Raw genomic sequence first — 19,190 nt, forward strand, 5'->3', positions numbered from 1 at the left:
ATGCTAAACCGCATAATATAACTTGTTTGATAATCATACAGTTAAGCATAGGTCGGCGACTAGTACTTTGACAACGTTTATTCGTTTATTGCGCGGCACCTAGGTACTTTTGACGTTTGTTCGGCTTAAGTTGGTTTACATCAACCAAGACTAGACCGTCGATGCAGTCACCAAAATCGGGATCTGTGCCAAAGTCGATAAACTTAACTCCATCATTGTCACATAGCTCTGCATATTGCTTGAATAGCGTGGGTACTGATACGCCCATATTGGCAAGTGTCCTTTTTAAAATTTTAAAGTTTTCGCTATAGTTAGCGCCGCAAAAAACTTGCGCTAGTTCTCGCTGTTTTACTTGAGGTAATTGGTAAGGCTTGAATGAGTGAGCTAGCCCTTGAGTATCGGCAAATTGACTTTGATAGAAGTAAGTCATTAGCTCTTTAGCGTGTTGAGGGTAGCTTGCACTAAGAGATACAGGTCCAAACAGATAGCGATATTGCGGGTTTTTAGTTAAAAAAGCGCCTATGCCTAGCCATAAGTATTCTAGTGAGCGACGTCCCCAGTATTTAGGTTGCACAAAGCTTCGGCCAAGCTCTAGTCCTCGCTCGAAGTATGGCTCAAAGATTGATGAGTACTTAAATAGCGTTTGGCTATAAAGCCCTAAACTCGAATTATCAACGCTACTTTTTGCACATGCAAAGCGGTATGCACCAACAATTTCTAAGTCGTCTTTATCCCACAAAACCAAGTGCAGATAGTGGCTGTCATATCGGTCGATATCACGCTTTTTGCCCGTTCCTTCACCTACAGCGCGAAAGGCGACTTCTCTAAGCCTGCCAATTTCGCGCATTATTGGACTACTCTGTTCGTGGCGATATAAGTAGATTTGCTTGTTATCGGGTGTTTCTCCTAAATGCTCACATTGCTTAAGTGCGTGCTGAATAGCCTGTTTTGACTCCGGGTGCGCGATGGCTTTTTGGGTATTAAAAATAGGGTCGCGACCTTTACCCACACGATAGAGGTGATTTTTAAGTAACTTGACCTGGGTTTTAATTGGAAAGTCTTTTTGGCTGACCACTTCTTTCGCGATAAGCTCACCGATTTTTACCGGTAGTGTTTTATTTGTTTGCTTAAACATCTCTTTTACCAATAGCAGGCTGGCTAATGGCTTGTAGATCATCGAAGTGCTGTAAAAGGCCGCTGAGTTCTTGGCGTTGACATAGATAGGTAGCAGGGGAGCATCACAGCTCTTTGCAATTCGTAAAAATCCAGTATGCCATTTTAAGTCCGTGACACCGTGTGGACGCAGACGCGATACTTCACCTGCAGGAAAAATTAATACTGCACCTTCATTGTTTAAATGCTGATGAATTTCATTTAGGTGTTGTTTTGGCGTGCCGCCAGTCATGTTTCGTACTGGTAATAAAATGGAGTGTAAGGGCTTAATTGCCATGAGCAGTTCATTGGCAACAACCTTAATATCAGGGCGAAATTGGCTGATTAGCTTAATTAACACTAACGCATCCATCGACCCTATTGGGTGATTGGCATAGATGACGACTCTGCCTTCTGAAGGGATGTTTTCCACCTCCTTGTCTGGCACGGTATAGCTAACATTAAACGTAGCAAGGACTTGCTCAACAAAGTCGACGCCTTGCAAATGAGCAAATTGCTCAGCAAAGGTGTTGCATTGCTCTTCGTGGAGTAAATACTTAAGCATGGCTTTGGTTGGTTTTGCTAGCCAAGGTGAAGCTTCGATGCGTGGAAAGCTTTGTTTGACGATTTGCTCTACATTGAGAAGTGCATTGTTATTGTTGTTTTCTTGCTCGTTATTAAGCAACATGTCGATCACCTTGTTGTGGCTTAGTTGGTTCTATTTCATTAGATTGTGAGATTGAAAACATTATGCTGCTTAACGGTTTAAGCCCTGAGAGCTTCTCTTCCCATTTGAGTAAATGGAAATCTCCGCTAGGGCATTCAGCTATAACAGTGCAGTTCTCAACCCAGTCGCCGTCGTTGGCGTAGATGATGGCGCGGTCATTAATTAAATTGTGTGAAAGTTCAGGCTGATGAATGTGGCCACACACCACAAGATCAGCGCCTTGTTTACGTCCATAAGCCAAAGCTGCCGTCTTGAACTGATTGATTGCAGCTTGTGCTTTTGAGACGCGCTGTTTGACATAGCCAGCTAATGACCAATAGGAATAACCAAACAAGCTTCTTGCCTTGTGTAGGCCACGGTTAAGCCACAACAACACGTCATATAAACGGTCACCAAGCTTGGCATAGAAAGGGTGAATTCCGACCTCGGAATCGAATTGGTCGCCATGGATCAGCAGGCAACGTTTACCTTGCTTAGACACATGCATGTGCTCTTGTTTAATCGTGATGCCTCTAAAGTAACTGTCAGAGTATGCTTTAAAAGCTTCATCATGGTTGCCCGGTATGTAGAACACTTGCGTGTCAGTATCTGCAGCAATCTGCATGATTTTTTGTAGTACACGCTGGTGCGGTTCAGGCCAATATACACGGCGCTTTAATGCCCAAATATCAACAATATCGCCGACTAAATAAAGGTAATCACACTGAGCTTGTTCAAGCAGCTGCAATAAGAACTCGGCCTTACAATCTGGTGTACCTAAATGAACGTCAGATATCCAAAGCGCATGATATTGATTAGACTTGCAAGAATTCTTTGACTGAGTAGATGAGGGCAGGTGAGAGACGCTCGTTTGCTCTCTCTGTGAAATGCTGTTGGGTTGTGAAATGCTTTGGTGGTGAGAATTGTGCTGACGCTTGACTTGATTCATGCTGTGCATAGCCAATCCATTCTGTGGCAAAGTTTCACCAAGAATAAAAAGCAAAATTGACAGCTACATGAAACCCTTGTGGCATTTTTATTAAACTGTAGATTATACCAATTAGCACAAAAACGTGAGCATTATTACTGGTTACATCTTATTGATAAAAAAGGCTTATAACTTCGTTAGAAATTTTGTAGGTAGAGCAACTAGCTAGCTTCAATTTCCGCCTTGTTCTAAGCGATTTTTCCTGCGTAATCTCTGACCACTTATTTATCCCAATTGGTATTATAAAAAAGGAGACCCTGAGGTCTCCTTATAAGTATGTATACAGCTAGCTCTCTCGCAGAATCAGCTCTTCGCCGAGTTGATAATGGCTTTTGCCATTTCATCAGCAACGTCTGCAGTGGTGCGATTTTGCTCATCTGCGGCGGCAAAAATCTTGATTAGCGTATTGTAAATTTGTTCTACCTTGGCAGTCGAAGCCGCTTCGTCATAGTTATTCTCAAACGAAACATTGATAATACCACCAGCGTTAATCACATAATCTGGTGCGTATAGAATGCCAAGCTCTTTTAGCTTTTCACCGTGACGAGGCTCAGCTAGCTGGTTGTTGGCACAACCGGCAACAATAGATGCTTTTAGCATTGGGATTGTGGTGTCGTTGATAGTTGCACCAAGGGCACAAGGCGCGTAAACATCGACGTCTTGATGATAGATATCATTAGGCGCTACCACGGTTGCGCCGAACTCAGTTGCTACTCTATCTAGCGACTCTTGGTGAATATCAGTAACGATAAGCTTGGCGCCTTCTTCATGTAGGTGCTTACATAAGTAGTAACCTACGTGACCCACGCCTTGTACAGAAATCGTTAGTCCTTCTAGGCTATCTAGGCCTTTTTGATGCTTAACCGCTGCTTTAATGCCTAGATATGTACCAAGTGCCGTGAATGGTGATGGGTCGCCTGATTTTCCCTCAAGGCCTGCGACGAATTCAGTTTCGCGGTTAGCGATCATAATATCAGCGGTAGATACACCAACATCTTCAGCAGAGTAGTAACTGCCACCTAATTTGTTGATGAAGCGACCAAATGCAAGGAATAAAGCTTCACGGTCTTGGGTTTTCGGATCGGCAAGAATAACTGCTTTGCCGCCACCCATTTCTAGGCCAGCGAGGGCATTTTTGTAAGTCATGCCACGAGATAAGCGCAGAACATCATTGAGTGCTTCGTCATCCGAGTCGTAATTCCACATACGACAGCCGCCAACTGCTGGGCCTAGGTTGGTATTATGAACTGCAATAATGGCTTTTAGGCCGCTTTGTTTGTCATGGCAGAACACCACATTTTCGTGTTCATCGAACGAGACATGATTAAATACCGTCACGTGCATTCTCCGCTTGCGATAAAAATTTGTTAGCGTGAGGCTAACACCTACTTGTTATATTTATTGCAGCAAGATAGCATCTAGGAATAATCTCAACAAAGTTTGACAGGGTTATTTTTGTGATCTACGTGGCAATTTTGCTTGCCACTTTACGTAAACGTAAAGAAGTTGATGAATTCCATTCAATTTTGACTAAGTTAGCCGCAAAACTCCGATTGTTATTTCTTGGTTGGTAGCCTCATTATTGAGGAATTTTTGAATATCGTGCTCAGCGAGATTTGTAAAGTATAACAATAAGATAGGAAGTATTATGAGTGAAGAAGCAGTAGAACTGACTCCAGAGCAAATTCAAGAGCAGGAAGCGTTAAGAGCACAATGGGTGCGTGAACATTTTCAAAAGGCGAATAAGTTTTTAGCCGAGAAAGGCGTGATCCCAACAAAAGTTCATACCGAAGAAAGCCGTTACCTAGCGCCATACTTAGCTGTATGGAAAATGGATGCTAAGCAGCCTAAGAAACAAACATTCTGGGTAATGTCTGGTGATTTACCGTCAGATTATGTTGATGTAAAAGTGGCGGCAACAGCCCGTGATGCACTGCGTCACTTTTCAATGATGTGGCAGCTAAAGGCTGAAAATCTACATCAATCTGGTTTAACCCAAGATAAAACTCAACGTGAGTTTGCCAATCTGTTGGTCTCACGTGCTGAGAGTTTGTATCACATGCACAATGACGACAAATTGTGGGGTTAACAAATAGCGGGGCAAATTACCCAAGCTTGTAATTGTTATAACCATAAATAGGGCGCCAATTGGCGCCCTATTTATGTCTGTTATCTGCGGCTCTCACTACTCTGCAAGATAATAAAAGCCTTGGCTAAGCAGCTGGGTAAAGAGTGTTTGTAGCTGTGGCTCCGCATCAATTAGTGCTAGTGCTTGCTCAGATGTAAAACTCACTTGATTGGTGAGCAGTGTAAGCGTTTCAGCATTTAATTCATTAAGCTCAAATACTTCACCATTAACGAAAATACGCTGAGCGCTGTCATCTTCGAGTTTGAGCACTTTGAGGCCGCCAATGCGGCTGATAGTCGCACCTTGTGTCAGAGCATCGATGAGCTCTTGCTCAGTTATCGATTCATCTGGGCAGATATCTAGCTCAAAGCGGTTTTGACTAAGCAGCTTACCCATCATGGTTTGATAAGCTTGCGGGTTGTTTGCTAGCTCAGCTAATAGCTTCATGATGCCTTGCTGGTGGGAGGTAGACACAACACCAGGGCTTGATGGTTCATCATTTGACGTAAATCGCTGACTGCCAAGGTTGTTGTCAATAAAGTAATCTGCAAGTTCGTTGACTACTTCTTGCTGACTAGGGGCGCGAAAACCGATTGAATAGCTCATGGCAGTCGTTAGGGTTTCACCGCAATGTGGGTATCCAGGTGGAATGTATAAAATATCGCCTGCTTGTAATACTTCGTCGATAATTGGTTCAAAGTCTTCAATTAGCGGCGAGTCTGGGTTGTTGTCACGTTGCTGATAGTTGCCAAGATCGCCAACGCGCCAGCGGCGCTCACCTTCGCCTTGAATAATGAATACATCGTAATTATCAATGTGGGGGCCGACTCCACCTTTTGGTGTGGCAAATGACGCCATAAGATCATCAAAACGCCAGTCGGGGATAAAACGAAACGCTTCGACTAACGGCTGTGAGTCTGGATACCAGTGATTGACGGCTTGCACTAGCAATTGCCAGTTTTGCTCACCATATTCACTGTAGTCTTCAAATGGACCGTGGATAACATCCCAACCATCAGCTGTTGTGTTTACCACGCGTGATGCAATGTCTTCTTCACACGCCAGTCCCGCAAGCTCTTCAGCGCTGATCGGATCAACGAAATCTTTAAATGCGCCGCGAAGTAGTACTGGGTTTTTCTGCCAGGTGTTTGCCAGGAACTCGTTTATGTCGAAGGTTAGTTGATACATACAAGACTCGTTTATGGTGCTGAAAATATGGATTAGTGTCGGGCTTTATCGCTTAGGGTTAACGAATAAAAATGGCGGCATCATAGATACCGCCATTGTCTTAGCTTATTGCTGTGCTATCGAGTTAAAAAGGCTGTTAGCCTAGCTCAGCAACAAATGCTTCAGCGCGGCCAATGTAGTTGGCTGGAGTCATTTTCTTCAGCTCAACTTTTACTGCGTCTGGCAGCTCAAGACCATCGATGAATACCGCTAGTTGGTCACCGTCGATACGCTTACCACGAGTCAGCTCTTTAAGCTTCTCATATGGCTTTTCGATACCGTAGCGACGCATAACGGTTTGCACTGGCTCAGCCAATACTTCCCAGTTTGAGTCTAGCTCAGCAAGTAGTGACTCTTCGTTAACTTGTAGCTTGCTCATGCCTTTTAGGGTTGCTTGGTAAGCAATTAGCGAGTGAGCCATACCCACGCCTAGGTTACGTAGCACTGTTGAGTCTGTTAGGTCGCGCTGCCAGCGAGAAACAGGCAGTTTAGCGGCTAAGTGTTGCATTAGCGCGTTGGCAATACCTAGGTTACCTTCAGAGTTTTCAAAGTCGATTGGGTTAACTTTGTGTGGCATGGTTGAAGAACCAATTTCACCAGCGATAGTGCGTTGCTTGAAGTGGCCTAATGCAATGTAACCCCAGATATCGCGATCAAAGTCGATCAAGATAGTGTTGAAACGTGCAACTGCATCAAATAGCTCAGCGATGTAATCGTGTGGCTCAATTTGCGTTGTATATGCATTCCAGTTAATGCCTAGGCTAGTCACAAAGCGCTGTGAAAGCTCATGCCAGTTAACTTCTGGGTATGCAGATAGGTGAGCGTTGTAGTTACCTACCGCGCCATTAATCTTACCCATGATTTCAACTGCGTTGATTTGGTTTAATTGGCGCTCTAAACGGATTGCCACGTTCGCCATTTCTTTACCAAGCGTTGTTGGTGATGCTGGCTGGCCGTGGGTACGAGACATCATAGGCACAGACTTGTTGTCGCGAGCAATCTGCTTAATGCCGTCAACGATTTGTTGGCAGTAAGGCACAAGTACTTGCTCACGCGCTTCTTTAAGCATTAAAGCGTGTGACAGGTTGTTGATGTCTTCAGAAGTACAAGCAAAGTGAACAAACTCATCAATTGCTGCTAACTCTGCATTGTCTGCGATTTTTTCTTTAATGAAGTACTCTACCGCTTTAACGTCGTGGTTGGTGGTGCTTTCAATGGTTTTAACGCGAAGTGCATCTTCTTCAGAGAAATTGTCTTTAATGCTGTCTAGCAAAGTCAGTGCTTCTTCGCTAAATGGCGGTACTTCTTCAATTTCTGGGCAGCTAGATAACAGCTTTAACCAGTTGATTTCAACTTGTACGCGGTACTTAGTTAAACCAAACTCGCTGAAAATAGCGCGTAGAGAGGCTGTTTTACTACCGTAACGACCGTCTACTGGCGAGATAGCTGTTAATGCGGAAAGATCCATTTTAAGCTCCTTAATGAACTTTCTGTAGGGTGAGATTAATGATTATGTTGGCTTTTTTTAGCCATTTCGAATATTGCTTTGCGACTGAATACTAGGTGGCGACGTTTGCCACCAAGTTGACGCCACAACACTGCGCTTCTCATTGCTGCAAGTAATAAGGCGCGAATTTTATTCTGTACGCTTGGCTGTTGCAAATAGGTTGGATTACCCGATATTTGCAGCTTAGGCCCAAGGGTACTAATGATATCGCTGTAGATGCTGGCAAAGTTGGCAACAACTTGCTCGTCAGTGATATCAAAATGGTGTAGTTGGCGATTAACCTGGCTAATACGCTCAGCTAGCATCCCAAGACCGTTAGCAGAGCGACTGAGTTTGCGCTCAAGTGCTAGCATACCGACCAAATAACGCGTGGTTTCAACATCTTTGTTGCTACCGTCACCAAGCTGATCTTGGATTAACTGATAGCCTTTACGCAGCATGGCTTTGTCTGGATAGATGTCGCTAATAGAATCTGGGTTAGTGACAATAATGGTGTTTAGGCTAGCACCTAGGGCATCATTGTCACTGTCGCCGTGTCTGGCGATAAACTGAACTTGACCAATGGCGTGCAAGATACCTGCAAACGCCATGGTACGCTCATATAAATTGTCAGTACCTGACTGAGCCATGTTTATCCTCGAATTAAGCTATCGATGATGCCGCCGCCTAAGCAAACTTCACCATCATAAAATACTGCGCTTTGACCTGGGGTAACTGCAGCTACTGGCTCGTCGAAGACGACTTCAATTGTGCCTTCATCTTTATGGTACACAGTACAAGCGACATCTTGTTGGCGATAGCGAGTTTTAACAGTAATGCTTGCTTTATCTGCAGGGCCTTTACGGTCAACCCAGTGCAGCTGATTTACCATCATACCATTTGACATCAGGCGAGGGTGGTTCGCACCTTGGCCTACAATCAACACGTTACGCTTAAGATCTTTCTCTACCACATACCATGGATCTTCACTTGAATTCTTAAGGCCACCAATGCCTAAACCTTTACGTTGGCCAAGCGTGTGATACATCAAGCCCTGGTGGGTGCCAATTACTTCACCTTCAGGCGTTTCGATATCGCCTGGCTGAGCAGGTAGGTAGGTTGATAAGAAGTCGGTAAATTTACGCTCACCGATAAAACAGATACCTGTGCTGTCTTTTTTGTCATGGGTGATTAAGCCCATTTTCTTAGCAATATCGCGAACTTCGTGCTTTTCAAGTTCGCCCACAGGGAAGAGGCTGCGCGCTACTTGCTCATGACCTAGGGTATAAAGGAAGTAGCTTTGATCTTTGTTGTTATCAACGCCGCGCAGCATTTGTGTGCTGCCATCCTGCGCGTCAAAGCGACGAACATAGTGACCCATAGCAATATAATCGGCATCAAGAATATCATCAGCAAAGTCTAGAAAAGCTTTGAACTTGATTTCTTTGTTGCACATGATGTCTGGATTTGGCGTGCGACCTGCTTTGTATTCAGCTAGGAAGTACTCGAATACATTGTCCCAGTACTCTGCGGCGAAGTTAACTGTGTGCAGTTTGATCCCTAGCTTGTCGCAAACCGCTTGGGCATCTTTTAAATCTTCGGCAGCGGCACAGTATTCATCAGTGTCGTCTTCTTCCCAGTTCTTCATGAACAGACCTTCTACCTGATATCCCTGCTCTAAAAGCAAGTATGCTGAAACTGAAGAGTCCACACCGCCAGACATGCCGACAATGACTTTTTTATCATGATTGGGATTTGCTGATGTCATATATCCTAAACCGTCACTATGTTTGAAAAATTGCGAAAAACCGCGTTTGAGAGTTTCAATATGGGGACTGCCTTTGTATCTTCAACCCCTTAAGGGCATTGATTGATACAAGTTAGCCAACTGGCTATGGATTCCGTAAGCCAACTGATGGCAAATACCTGAAACTAGCTCGCAAAACTCGGTGTTTTGTGCGGCGCGTATTCTATCACGCATTAAGTTATCGGGCTATGATTGTGGTGAGCTAACTAATGATGTGTGGGTAATAGTGTAATGCTTAGGTTTCATTGATGTTATTACGTGCATTACTGAGTGGATTTTGACAGTTTTTATTGAACATCTCTATTAAGACCTGCATCAATATCGCCACCGTCGCGCTAAAGCTATCGCGCAGAATTTAAATGCTACAGATATTGCGTATCAATAAAGTTTAATGGCAGTAATTGCTGAGATTGCTCAAAGTCGATAATTGACTGCAGTACTAATGGGCTGCGATGCTGATTTTCACATTGTTTAACCTCATTTAGGTTCAGCCAGTGGCAGGCAGTTATCGCACTGTCTTGTGGGACGGCCGTAACTAACTCTTGTACTTCAGAGGCAAAGGTATAGCGCACAAAACGAGTGCCATCGGCTGCAGTAAATTGATAGATTTTAACCAAGCCATCAAGGGTGACGCTTAAGCCGGTTTCCTCTAATACTTCCCGAGTGCAAGCCGCTACAATTGATTCACCGGCTTCGATGTGACCCGCTGCTTGGTTAAAACGCTTTTGTCCGTCGATTTGTTCTTCTACTAACAAGTAGTTTCCTTGGCAGTGGATGATGCAAGCGACAGTTGTGTTGGGTTTATAGCGAGTCATGGCAAATTCCTGTATAGCTTAGTTTTAATAGTTATTGCTTATTAGGCTGCTTATTTAGAGGCTTTATCAGTTGATTTATCACTTTATAGTCGCCATTTTTAAGTTCGTCTAATTGCCATTGACCTATTTTGTAGCGGATCAGTCGCAGTGTTGGAAAGCCAACATGCGCCGTCATGCGCCTAACCTGACGATTACGTCCTTCGCAGATCTGTATCTCAAGCCAGCTGGTAGGGATAGACTTTCGCTCGCGCACAGGTGGCGTTCGCGGCCAAATATTTGGTTGCTCAATCAGCTTTACTTTGGCGGGTAAAGTTGGGCCATCTTTTAGCTCTACGCCATTTTGCAGTGCTGCTATCGCAGCTGGTGTCACTTCGCCTTCTACTTGTACCCAATAGCCTTTAAAGGTTTTCTTTTTCGGCTGGGTGATCTGTGCTTGTAGCTTGCCGTCATTAGTTAGTAGCAATAAGCCCTCGCTGTCTCGATCTAACCGGCCCGCAGCATACACGTCTTTGACATCAATGAAGTCTTTTAGCGTTTTACGGCCTTGCTCATCGGTAAACTGACACAAGACATCAAATGGCTTGTTGAATAATACAATTTTAGGATCGTTAACCTGGCGAGCAGGCTTGTTGGTCTTCTTATGCGCAGCACGTGAATGACTTTTGCCTATGTTCGAAAAGGGTTTACGAGCACCGGTTTTATTGGCACTCGATTTATGGCGAGGTTTGTGGCTATTTGATTTGCGAGCGTTGGAGTCTACAGGCATAGATAACAGGTAATTTGCGCTAAGTAATGAAATAACCGGGCTATTTTAGCATGTTAAATCCATACCTGTCTGTGTTGGACGAACTATGCTGCATCGCTGTCAAGCGGCACGTCATCTAAGTGGATTCACTTGCTCTTAAGAATGTTAGCTTAGACTAAAGTTGGTTAGTTTGTCTGACCAATATTTTTCGATTATAAATCAGTGCTTTAACTGTTTTTGCTCGCGGTTTACAGCCAGAAGTGTAAAAAATTTTGGCGCTAAACTCGCTAAATGTGACGTTTTGGGTATATTATGTTGCCGTAAAAATGTGATCTACACCTAATTTTAAGTTGCAGAGGTGGCCGTTCATTATCTGCAACTTTGATGAACACCGGGATAGGCAAGCTCACATTATCCGCTGATTTATTATTAGCTCAGCAGCGTGACGCAACAGATACCTTTCTTGGATTTATCTTAACTCGCAGCCATTGCGAGACAGCATAATTATTCTAAAAAATTATTTTATATAATGTAGGAATCAACATGAAAGATAACGCTCCAACGATCATCTATACCGAAACTGATGAAGCGCCAGCGCTAGCCACAGTTTCTTTTCTACCTATTATTCGCAAATTCACTAACGCTGCTGGCGTAGAAGTTGAGATCCGTGACATTTCACTTTCTGGTCGTGTCATTGCTAATTTTCCTGAAAACCTAACTGACGCGCAGAAAATCTCTGACGCACTTGCAGAGTTAGGTGAAATGGCGAAAACACCAGAAGCCAACATTATTAAACTGCCTAATATCAGTGCTTCAATTCCTCAGTTAAAAGCATGTATTGCTGAGCTACAAGCAAAAGGCTACGACATTCCAAACTATCCTGACGAGCCACAAAACGATGCAGAGAAAGAAGTAAAAGCACGTTACGACAAGATCAAAGGTAGTGCGGTAAACCCAGTATTGCGTGAAGGTAACTCAGATCGTCGCGCTCCAGGTTCAGTGAAAAACTACGCCAAGAAAAATCCACACTCAATGGGTAAGTGGGCGAGTGACTCTCAATCTCACGTTGCCCACATGAGTGAAGGCGACTTTTATAGTAGCGAGCAATCAACCACTGTTGGCGCTGCTGATGACGTAAAAATCGTACTGACCAAGACTGACGGTAGTGAGCAAGTGCTAAAAGCGTCTGTTGCTTTGCAAGCTGGTGAAGTTATCGACGCTGCTGTTATGAGCAAGAAAGCGCTAGTTGATTTCTACACTCGTGAAATCGAAGCCGCTAAGTCTGAAGATGTGTTGCTTTCTTTGCACTTGAAAGCAACCATGATGAAAGTATCTGACCCAATCCTATTTGGTCATGCAGTAAAAGTATTCTTTAAAGATGTGTTTGCTAAACACGCTGAGCTTTTCGAAGAGCTAGGTGTTGATGCAAATAATGGCTTTGGTGATGTTTACGCTAAGATTGCTAGCCTGCCAGCTGCTAAAAAAGAAGAAATTGAAGCAGACATTGCTGCGGTTTATGCTCAGCGCCCAGCGTTGGCTATGGTTGATTCTGATAAGGGTATCACCAACTTACACGTACCAAGCGACATCATTATCGACGCATCTATGCCAGCTGCGATTCGCTCTTCAGGTCAAATGTGGGGCCCAGATGGTCAATTAAAAGATACCAAAGCAATGATCCCTGATCGTTGTTATGCCGGCGTGTACCAAGAAACCATTTCATTCTGTAAACAACACGGTGCATTCGACCCAACCACTATGGGTAGCGTGCCAAACGTGGGTCTAATGGCACAAAAAGCAGAAGAATACGGTAGCCATGACAAAACCTTTGAAGTGCCTGCTGCAGGTACGGTAAAAGTGATTAACCAAGCTGGCGATGTGTTAATGAGCCACGAGGTTGAGCAAGGTGATATCTACCGTATGTGTCAGGTTAAAGATGCGCCAATTCGTGACTGGGTGAAACTTGCTGTTAAACGTTCGCGTTTAAGTAACACACCTGCAGTATTCTGGTTAGATAAAAATCGCGCCCATGATGCTCAGCTTATTAAGAAAGTAGAGCAATACCTTCCAGAGCACGACACTGACGGATTAGACTTACGTATTCTTTCACCCGTTGAAGCAACAAAGCACACGTTGGCTCGCATCGCGAAAGGTGAAGATACGATTTCAGTAACAGGTAACGTACTGCGTGACTACTTAACCGATTTATTCCCAATTCTTGAGCTAGGCACCAGTGCTAAGATGCTGTCAATTGTGCCGCTAATGAATGGTGGCGGCCTATTCGAAACGGGTGCGGGTGGTAGTGCACCTAAGCATGTTCAGCAGGTAGAGAAGGAAAACCACCTACGTTGGGACTCACTTGGTGAATTCTTAGCATTAGCAGCTTCACTTGAGCACCTAAGCCAAACAGCTGGCATTGCTAAAGCGCAAGTGCTTGCTGATAGCCTAGACAGTGCAATTGGTCAGTTCCTTGATAGCAACAAATCGCCATCTCGCCGCGTTGGTGAACTAGATAACCGTGGTAGTCACTTCTACCTTGCGATGTATTGGGCACAAGCGCTTGCTACTCAAACAACTGACGCTGAACTTGCCGCTCAGTTTGGTGAGTTAGCTGAAAAGCTGTCTTCAAGCGAGGTTGCTATTGTTGCCGAGCTTAATCAAGCACAAGGCCCTGCAGTTGATCTAGGTGGTTACTACCGCTTAGATGCTGATAAAGCCGTTGCTGCAATGCGCCCAAGTTCGACGCTAAATGCAATTATCTCAGCCTAATAAGCGCTGACATAAAGACATAAAAACGGCCAGATGTGCGAACATCTGGCCGTTTTTTATTGGTACTTACAAAGTTGCATATTGTGGTAAGTCAACGTGTTCATTTTGATGGTATAAAAAACGCGCATAAAAAAAGACAGGGATTACACTCCCTGTCTTTTTGTTTTATAGTTTCACCACACTATTTTGTTGGTGAAATGGCCGAAGCGTGCATCCCTTTAGGGCCTTGCTCAACTTCGAAGGAAACTGGCTGACCCGCTTTTAATGTGCGGTAGCCTTCCATCTCAATTGTTGAATAATGCGCAAATACATCTTCGCCACCCTGATCTGGGCAGATAAACCCGAATCCTTTGGCGTTGTTGAACCATTTAACAGTTCCGCTTGCCATACTTCCACTTCCTTCTGTTGTCTACTTACCAGTAAGATAGTAAAACTTATTATCCAGCGGTCTCATGTCGCCGCCTAGCAAACAGAATGAAATTTGTACGAAAAGAAGTCAAGCTAAAATTAACAAAAACTCAACATTTAAGTAAATTAATGTTATCAAGTGGTAGTATATCAAACGAGAGGCTAGTATTAACTCATGGCTAAATTAGGTAGCGTAGAACACACGGAAGAGACCTTAGGGACAGATCTACAACCTCCTAGTATGTATAAGGTTGTTTTGAATAACGATGACTACACGCCAATGGATTTTGTTGTAGAAGTATTACAGCGATTTTTTAATAAGACTGAACAACAAGCGACTGACATCATGTTAGCCATCCATCATAAAGGAAAAGGGCTTTGCGGGGTTTACCCTTTCGGGATAGCAGAAACCAAAGTGCTACAGGTAAACCAATTTTCTAAAGAAAACCAACATCCATTATTGTGTACATTAGAAAAGGCATAAACCTTATGCCGATTCTTAACGCCGCAGCAGTTAATTTTGGGGGGAGCTTATGCTGAATAAAGACTTAGAGGTAACCTTGAACCTTGCCTTTCAGCAAGCGAGAGATTCGCGTCATGAGTACATGACGGTAGAACATTTGTTATTAGCGTTAATTGACAACCCAGCGGCTTACGATGCACTCGTTGCATGTGGTGCGGACATCAACAAACTTAGAGATGAAGTTGCGACTTTCATTGAGCAAACCACACCGCTGATCGCTGAACCAATCGAAGATAAAGAAACTCAGCCAACGTTAGGATTTCAACGCGTACTGCAACGCGCTGTATTTCATGTGCAGTCTTCTGGCCGTAACGAAGTAAACGGCGCTAACGTATTAGTTGCGATTTTTAGTGAACAAGAATCACAAGCTGTGTATTTACTGCGCCGCTGCGATATTACTCGCCTTGATGTGGTTAATTACATTTCACATGGCTTCTCGAAAGATGAGAAAGCTAACGAGGGCATTGAGAACGAGCATACCGATGAGCAGTCAGAGCAATCTGAAACTCGCACAATGCTTGAGCAATTTGCCAGCGATCTAAATCAACAAGCATTAGATGGCAATATCGACCCATTAATTGGCCGTGACGCTGAAGTTGAGCGCGCAATCCAAACGCTTTGTCGTCGCCGCAAGAATAACCCATTACTAGTGGGGGAAGCCGGTGTCGGTAAAACTGCCATTGCAGAGGGGTTAGCCTACCGCATTGTTAATAACCAAGTGCCGGACGTGATGAACGACGCCAAAGTGTTCTCGCTTGATATGGGCGCGTTGCTTGCCGGAACTAAATATCGCGGCGACTTTGAAAAACGTTTTAAAAGTTTACTAAAAGAACTCACGGCCAACGAGCACGCGATTTTATTTATCGATGAAATCCACACCATTATCGGCGCAGGCGCTGCGTCAGGCGGGGTGATGGATGCATCTAACTTATTAAAGCCATTGTTATCAAGTGGCCAGCTACGCTGCATGGGCTCAACCACATTCCAGGAATATCAAAGCATTTTTGAGAAAGACCGTGCCTTGGCACGTCGATTCCAAAAAATTGATATTAATGAGCCAAGTGTTGCTGAAACCACTAAGATTTTGATGGGACTCAAGTCTAAGTACGAAGAGCATCACGGCGTACGCTACACCCAGGCGGCGATTAGCTGCGCTGCAAGTTTATCTGATAAACACATTAATGATCGTCACTTACCAGATAAAGCCATTGACGTGATTGATGAAGCGGGCGCGCGCATGGTTATGATGCCGCAAAGCAAACGTAAAAAGACCATTGGGCAGGGCGAGATTGAGCAAATCATCGCTAAACTTGCCCGTATTCCTGAAAAAACTGTCTCGTCATCTGACAAAGACCTACTTAAGAACCTTGAGCGTAATCTTAAGATGGTGGTGTTTGGTCAAGATAAAGCCATTGAAAGCCTTAGCTCAGCAATTCGTTTGTCTCGTAGCGGTCTTGGTGTCGATAAAAAGCCTGTGGGCAGTTTCTTGTTTGCAGGCCCAACCGGTGTGGGTAAAACCGAGGTGACGAATCAGTTGGCGGCATGCTTGAACTTAAAACTAATCCGCTTTGATATGTCCGAATATATGGAGCGTCACACTGTGTCACGCTTAATCGGTGCACCGCCAGGTTATGTTGGTTATGACCAAGGCGGTTTGCTAACGGATGCCGTGATTAAGAATCCGCATTGTGTGGTGCTGCTGGATGAAATCGAGAAAGCCCATCCAGATGTTTATAACTTGCTGCTGCAGGTGATGGACCACGGCACGCTTACCGATAATAACGGCCGCAAAGCTGACTTTAGACACGTTACCTTAGTGATGACAACCAATGCGGGTGTGCAAGAGACTGTGCGTAAGTCGATAGGCTTTAGGCAGCAGGATCATTCACAAGACGCCATGGCAGAAATCAATAAGGTGTTTTCACCAGAGTTCCGTAACCGTTTAGATTCAATTGTGTGGTTCAATCACCTTGATATGACGGTTATCGCCAAAGTGGTCGATAAGTTCTTGGTAGAGTTACAGGCTCAGCTTGATGATAAAGGCGTGACTCTGGACGTGAGCGATGAAGCGCGTACCTTACTTGCTGAGAAAGGTTACGATAAAGCCATGGGCGCGCGCCCAATGGGACGTGTTGTGACTGAGCTGATTAAACGTCCTTTAGCCGATGAAATCTTATTTGGTGAGCTAGAGTCAGGTGGCGTCGCCGTAATTGATGTCAAAGACGGCGAGATTAACATTGATTGTCAGACGACAGAAAAAGTTTCATAAGTTTAAGCTCTGGCTTCAAAGCTAACAGATACCACTTCCAAAGCCACGCATCGTCGTGGCTTTGTTTTTGATGAGTTTATATAAACATTTAGTTTTACTTTGGTTTTTACCTGTAGCCTATTTAAAGCGCTTCATTACCTAGGGCGAGATCATGCACATATATCGCGCATTTTCTTATGGAGTTAATGAGCTTTGAGTAAGCAAGCCTCTTTAGCATGGATGCTAAAGCGGAGCCCCTAAAGTAACCATAGGGGATGATTTTACGGTGTCTTGTGCAATCAAATTCCGTTAACTCTTATTACATGGTTGATAATTAATCACTCATGCGCTCGCGCTGGTTCACTACCCATTAACGTTAAGGCTGGTACAACAAATTAGTTAAATTCAGGCACAAAAAAACCGACATAGTGTCGGTTTTTAACTTCAGGGCTAACGATTAACGCGCACGGAAAACGATACGTCCTTTAGATAGGTCATAAGGTGTTAGCTGAACTGTTACCTTGTCACCAGTTAAGATACGGATATAGTTTTTACGCATTTTTCCAGAAATATGAGCAATGACCACATGGCCATTTTCTAGCTCTACGCGGAACATTGTGTTTGGCAAGGTTTCAAGGATCGTACCTTGCATTTCAATGTTATCTTCTTTCGCCATTAATTAGTTATCCCATTAGCCTTTAAATATAAAAAACGGGCGTATCATGCCGCAAAATAGCCGCGCTGTAAAGTCCGTTGTACTTTGACATGAAAGTTATTGCTGTTGTTGCCAACCTTGTGCAGTAAGAATTTGGTACGGGCGGTACAAGCGCTTGTAGTTCATTTTAGCGTTCTCATCGATTTGATACCCCAGGTATAGATAACGTTTACCAAGGACCTTAGCGAGCTCACATTGCAATAAGATCATTAAAGAACCGAGCGAGCGCTTGCTGTAGTCAGGGTCAAAGTAACTGTAAATTGCCGATAAACTATTAGGCATGAGATCGGTTACCGCAACAGCGATTAATTTATCTTGATGAAACAATTCGATAAAGGTTGGCTCTAGCCAATCACATATTAAGAACTCGTTAAACTGCTCGCGGCTTGGTGGAAACATGGGACCATCACTGTGACGAGCATTAATATAACGCTCATATAGTTCAAAGTGACCTTCAGCGTGCTGATGACTGAGTCGCCATTGGATATCAACATTTTGTTTTAGTGTACGTTTCTGCCTCTTTGACGGGCTAAATTCGGCTATCGGCACCCGAATAGACTGACACTGCTGGCAGGCTGGGCAGTGTGGTTTGTAGATTGAGTTACCATTACGCCTAAAGCCCATTCCTAAAAGTTGTTCAAATAGGTGATCATTGAGTTGCTGTTCTTGAATGACCAACAGTCGCTCCTGATTGCCTGGAATGTAATTGCAATCAAAGGTGTTGGTCAGTCCCACCATTAAGTTGTTAGAACTCAAGTGCTAACTCCTTGGCTTGCCAGATACTTGTATCTGTTGTTTGATGGCGCAGCTCATGCAATTGGGCTAAAAACTCGACTCTAGGGATATCAACTGCGCCTAGACTTTGAAGATGTGGGTTCATGATTTGCGCGTCAATGAGCTTAAAATCGTGCTCAACTAAAAACCTATTGAGCGCAAAAAAAGCCGCTTTAGACGCATTCGTTTGATGATGGAACATGGACTCGCCGCAAAACACTTTACCCACATTGATCCCATATAGTCCGCCAATCAATTCATCTTTGCTCCAAACTTCAACGCTGTGAGCGTGACCTAGCTGGTGTAGCTTGATATAAGCCAGCTGGATCTCTTTAGTTATCCAGGTGCCATCTTGAGTTTGCCTTGGGCCTGCACAAGCTTCAATGACCTGTTCAAAGGCGTGATTGATGGTATAACGCCAGGGTTGCTTCTTGAGATACTTAATGAGGCTTTTACTGCCAGCGTTTGGCTTAGGCGTAAAAACAGCTCTTGGATCTGGGCTCCACCATAAAATGGGATCATTAACGTTAAACCAGGGAAAGATGCCATTAAAGTAGGCTTGCTCTAACCGCTCGGGTGTGAGTTGTCCGCCGACAGCCAGCAACCCATTGGGCTCGCTGAGCGCTAGGTTTGGATCGGGGAAATCATCAAATGGATTTAAATAAGACAGAGCGTTCACAAATCGCGTATATTAGGGGA

17 protein-coding genes are annotated in these 19,190 nt (G+C 44.1%); 4 read left to right on the forward strand and 13 right to left on the reverse strand.

Annotation, left to right across the window (positions count from 1 at the left end):
• Positions 1-85: 85 nt before the first annotated feature.
• From olsF to EXU30_RS19120, 3 genes are all read right to left on the reverse strand, one after another.
• Positions 86-1,840, reverse strand: coding sequence for a bifunctional ornithine lipid synthase OlsF (gene olsF / locus EXU30_RS19110; protein WP_130602755.1), 1,755 nt, complete (start codon positions 1,838-1,840; stop codon positions 86-88).
• On the reverse strand, positions 1,830-2,807 hold the full coding sequence (locus EXU30_RS19115; protein ID WP_130602757.1) for a UDP-2,3-diacylglucosamine diphosphatase: 978 nt from the start codon (positions 2,805-2,807) through the stop codon (positions 1,830-1,832). Before EXU30_RS19115 ends, olsF begins: the two co-directional genes overlap by 11 nt.
• Positions 2,808-3,149: 342 nt before the next feature.
• Positions 3,150-4,184 (reverse strand): Leu/Phe/Val dehydrogenase, encoded by a 1,035-nt coding sequence (locus EXU30_RS19120; protein ID WP_130602759.1) that lies wholly within the window; start codon positions 4,182-4,184, stop codon positions 3,150-3,152.
• Between the two features lie 310 nt (positions 4,185-4,494).
• Here EXU30_RS19120 and EXU30_RS19125 point away from each other — a divergent pair, with 310 nt between their 5' ends.
• A complete protein-coding gene (locus EXU30_RS19125; protein ID WP_130602761.1) occupies positions 4,495-4,935 on the forward strand; it encodes a DUF4826 family protein in 441 nt (146 codons plus the stop codon).
• 96 nt (positions 4,936-5,031) lie between these two features.
• Here EXU30_RS19125 and EXU30_RS19130 read toward each other — a convergent pair whose 3' ends face one another.
• The 6 genes from EXU30_RS19130 to EXU30_RS19155 all read right to left on the reverse strand — a co-directional run bounded on the left by EXU30_RS19130 (position 5,032) and on the right by EXU30_RS19155 (position 11,075).
• Positions 5,032-6,162, reverse strand: coding sequence for a ribosomal protein uL16 3-hydroxylase (locus EXU30_RS19130; protein ID WP_130602763.1), 1,131 nt, complete (start codon positions 6,160-6,162; stop codon positions 5,032-5,034).
• A gap of 136 nt (positions 6,163-6,298) precedes the next feature.
• Entirely contained in the window at positions 6,299-7,669 is a 1,371-nt protein-coding gene (gene purB / locus EXU30_RS19135; RefSeq protein ID WP_130602765.1) for an adenylosuccinate lyase, read from the reverse strand.
• A 35-nt stretch (positions 7,670-7,704) separates the two neighbouring features.
• Positions 7,705-8,337, reverse strand: a complete 633-nt coding sequence (hflD, locus tag EXU30_RS19140) for a high frequency lysogenization protein HflD (protein WP_130602767.1) — start codon at positions 8,335-8,337, stop codon at positions 7,705-7,707.
• A gap of 2 nt (positions 8,338-8,339) precedes the next feature.
• Positions 8,340-9,455: a tRNA 2-thiouridine(34) synthase MnmA gene (mnmA, locus tag EXU30_RS19145; RefSeq protein ID WP_130602769.1), complete on the reverse strand. Its 1,116-nt coding sequence runs from the start codon at positions 9,453-9,455 to the stop codon at positions 8,340-8,342.
• Positions 9,456-9,856: 401 nt separating this feature from the next.
• Positions 9,857-10,309 carry an NUDIX hydrolase gene (locus EXU30_RS19150; RefSeq protein WP_130602771.1) on the reverse strand — a complete coding sequence of 151 codons (453 nt, stop codon included), beginning with the start codon at positions 10,307-10,309 and terminating at the stop codon, positions 9,857-9,859.
• A gap of 31 nt (positions 10,310-10,340) precedes the next feature.
• Positions 10,341-11,075 carry an rRNA large subunit pseudouridine synthase E gene (locus EXU30_RS19155; protein ID WP_130602773.1) on the reverse strand — a complete coding sequence of 245 codons (735 nt, stop codon included), beginning with the start codon at positions 11,073-11,075 and terminating at the stop codon, positions 10,341-10,343.
• Positions 11,076-11,597: 522 nt separating this feature from the next.
• Between EXU30_RS19155 and EXU30_RS19160 the strand changes: the two genes are divergently transcribed.
• On the forward strand, positions 11,598-13,823 hold the full coding sequence (locus EXU30_RS19160; RefSeq protein ID WP_130602775.1) for an NADP-dependent isocitrate dehydrogenase: 2,226 nt from the start codon (positions 11,598-11,600) through the stop codon (positions 13,821-13,823).
• Positions 13,824-14,004: 181 nt separating this feature from the next.
• Here EXU30_RS19160 and cspD read toward each other — a convergent pair whose 3' ends face one another.
• Positions 14,005-14,211 carry a cold shock domain-containing protein CspD gene (cspD, locus tag EXU30_RS19165; RefSeq protein WP_130602777.1) on the reverse strand — a complete coding sequence of 69 codons (207 nt, stop codon included), beginning with the start codon at positions 14,209-14,211 and terminating at the stop codon, positions 14,005-14,007.
• 195 nt (positions 14,212-14,406) lie between these two features.
• Between cspD and clpS the strand changes: the two genes are divergently transcribed.
• Positions 14,407-14,715 (forward strand): ATP-dependent Clp protease adapter ClpS, encoded by a 309-nt coding sequence (gene clpS / locus EXU30_RS19170; RefSeq protein WP_130602779.1) that lies wholly within the window; start codon positions 14,407-14,409, stop codon positions 14,713-14,715.
• A gap of 49 nt (positions 14,716-14,764) precedes the next feature.
• Positions 14,765-17,023, forward strand: a complete 2,259-nt coding sequence (gene clpA / locus EXU30_RS19175; RefSeq protein ID WP_130602781.1) for an ATP-dependent Clp protease ATP-binding subunit ClpA — start codon at positions 14,765-14,767, stop codon at positions 17,021-17,023.
• Positions 17,024-17,459: 436 nt separating this feature from the next.
• Here the strand turns inward: clpA and infA are convergent, their stop codons facing one another.
• The 3 genes from infA to aat form a co-directional block, all read right to left on the reverse strand.
• Complete coding sequence (gene infA / locus EXU30_RS19180) at positions 17,460-17,678, reverse strand: translation initiation factor IF-1 (RefSeq protein WP_011496276.1); 219 nt, start codon at positions 17,676-17,678, stop codon at positions 17,460-17,462.
• A gap of 96 nt (positions 17,679-17,774) precedes the next feature.
• Positions 17,775-18,455: an arginyltransferase gene (locus EXU30_RS19185; RefSeq protein ID WP_130603631.1), complete on the reverse strand. Its 681-nt coding sequence runs from the start codon at positions 18,453-18,455 to the stop codon at positions 17,775-17,777.
• A gap of 7 nt (positions 18,456-18,462) precedes the next feature.
• Positions 18,463-19,170, reverse strand: coding sequence for a leucyl/phenylalanyl-tRNA--protein transferase (aat, locus tag EXU30_RS19190; protein WP_130602783.1), 708 nt, complete (start codon positions 19,168-19,170; stop codon positions 18,463-18,465).
• Positions 19,171-19,190 lie beyond the last annotated feature (20 nt).

The sequence above is a fragment of the Shewanella maritima genome, assembly GCF_004295345.1.
GTDB lineage: Bacteria > Pseudomonadota > Gammaproteobacteria > Enterobacterales > Shewanellaceae > Shewanella > Shewanella maritima.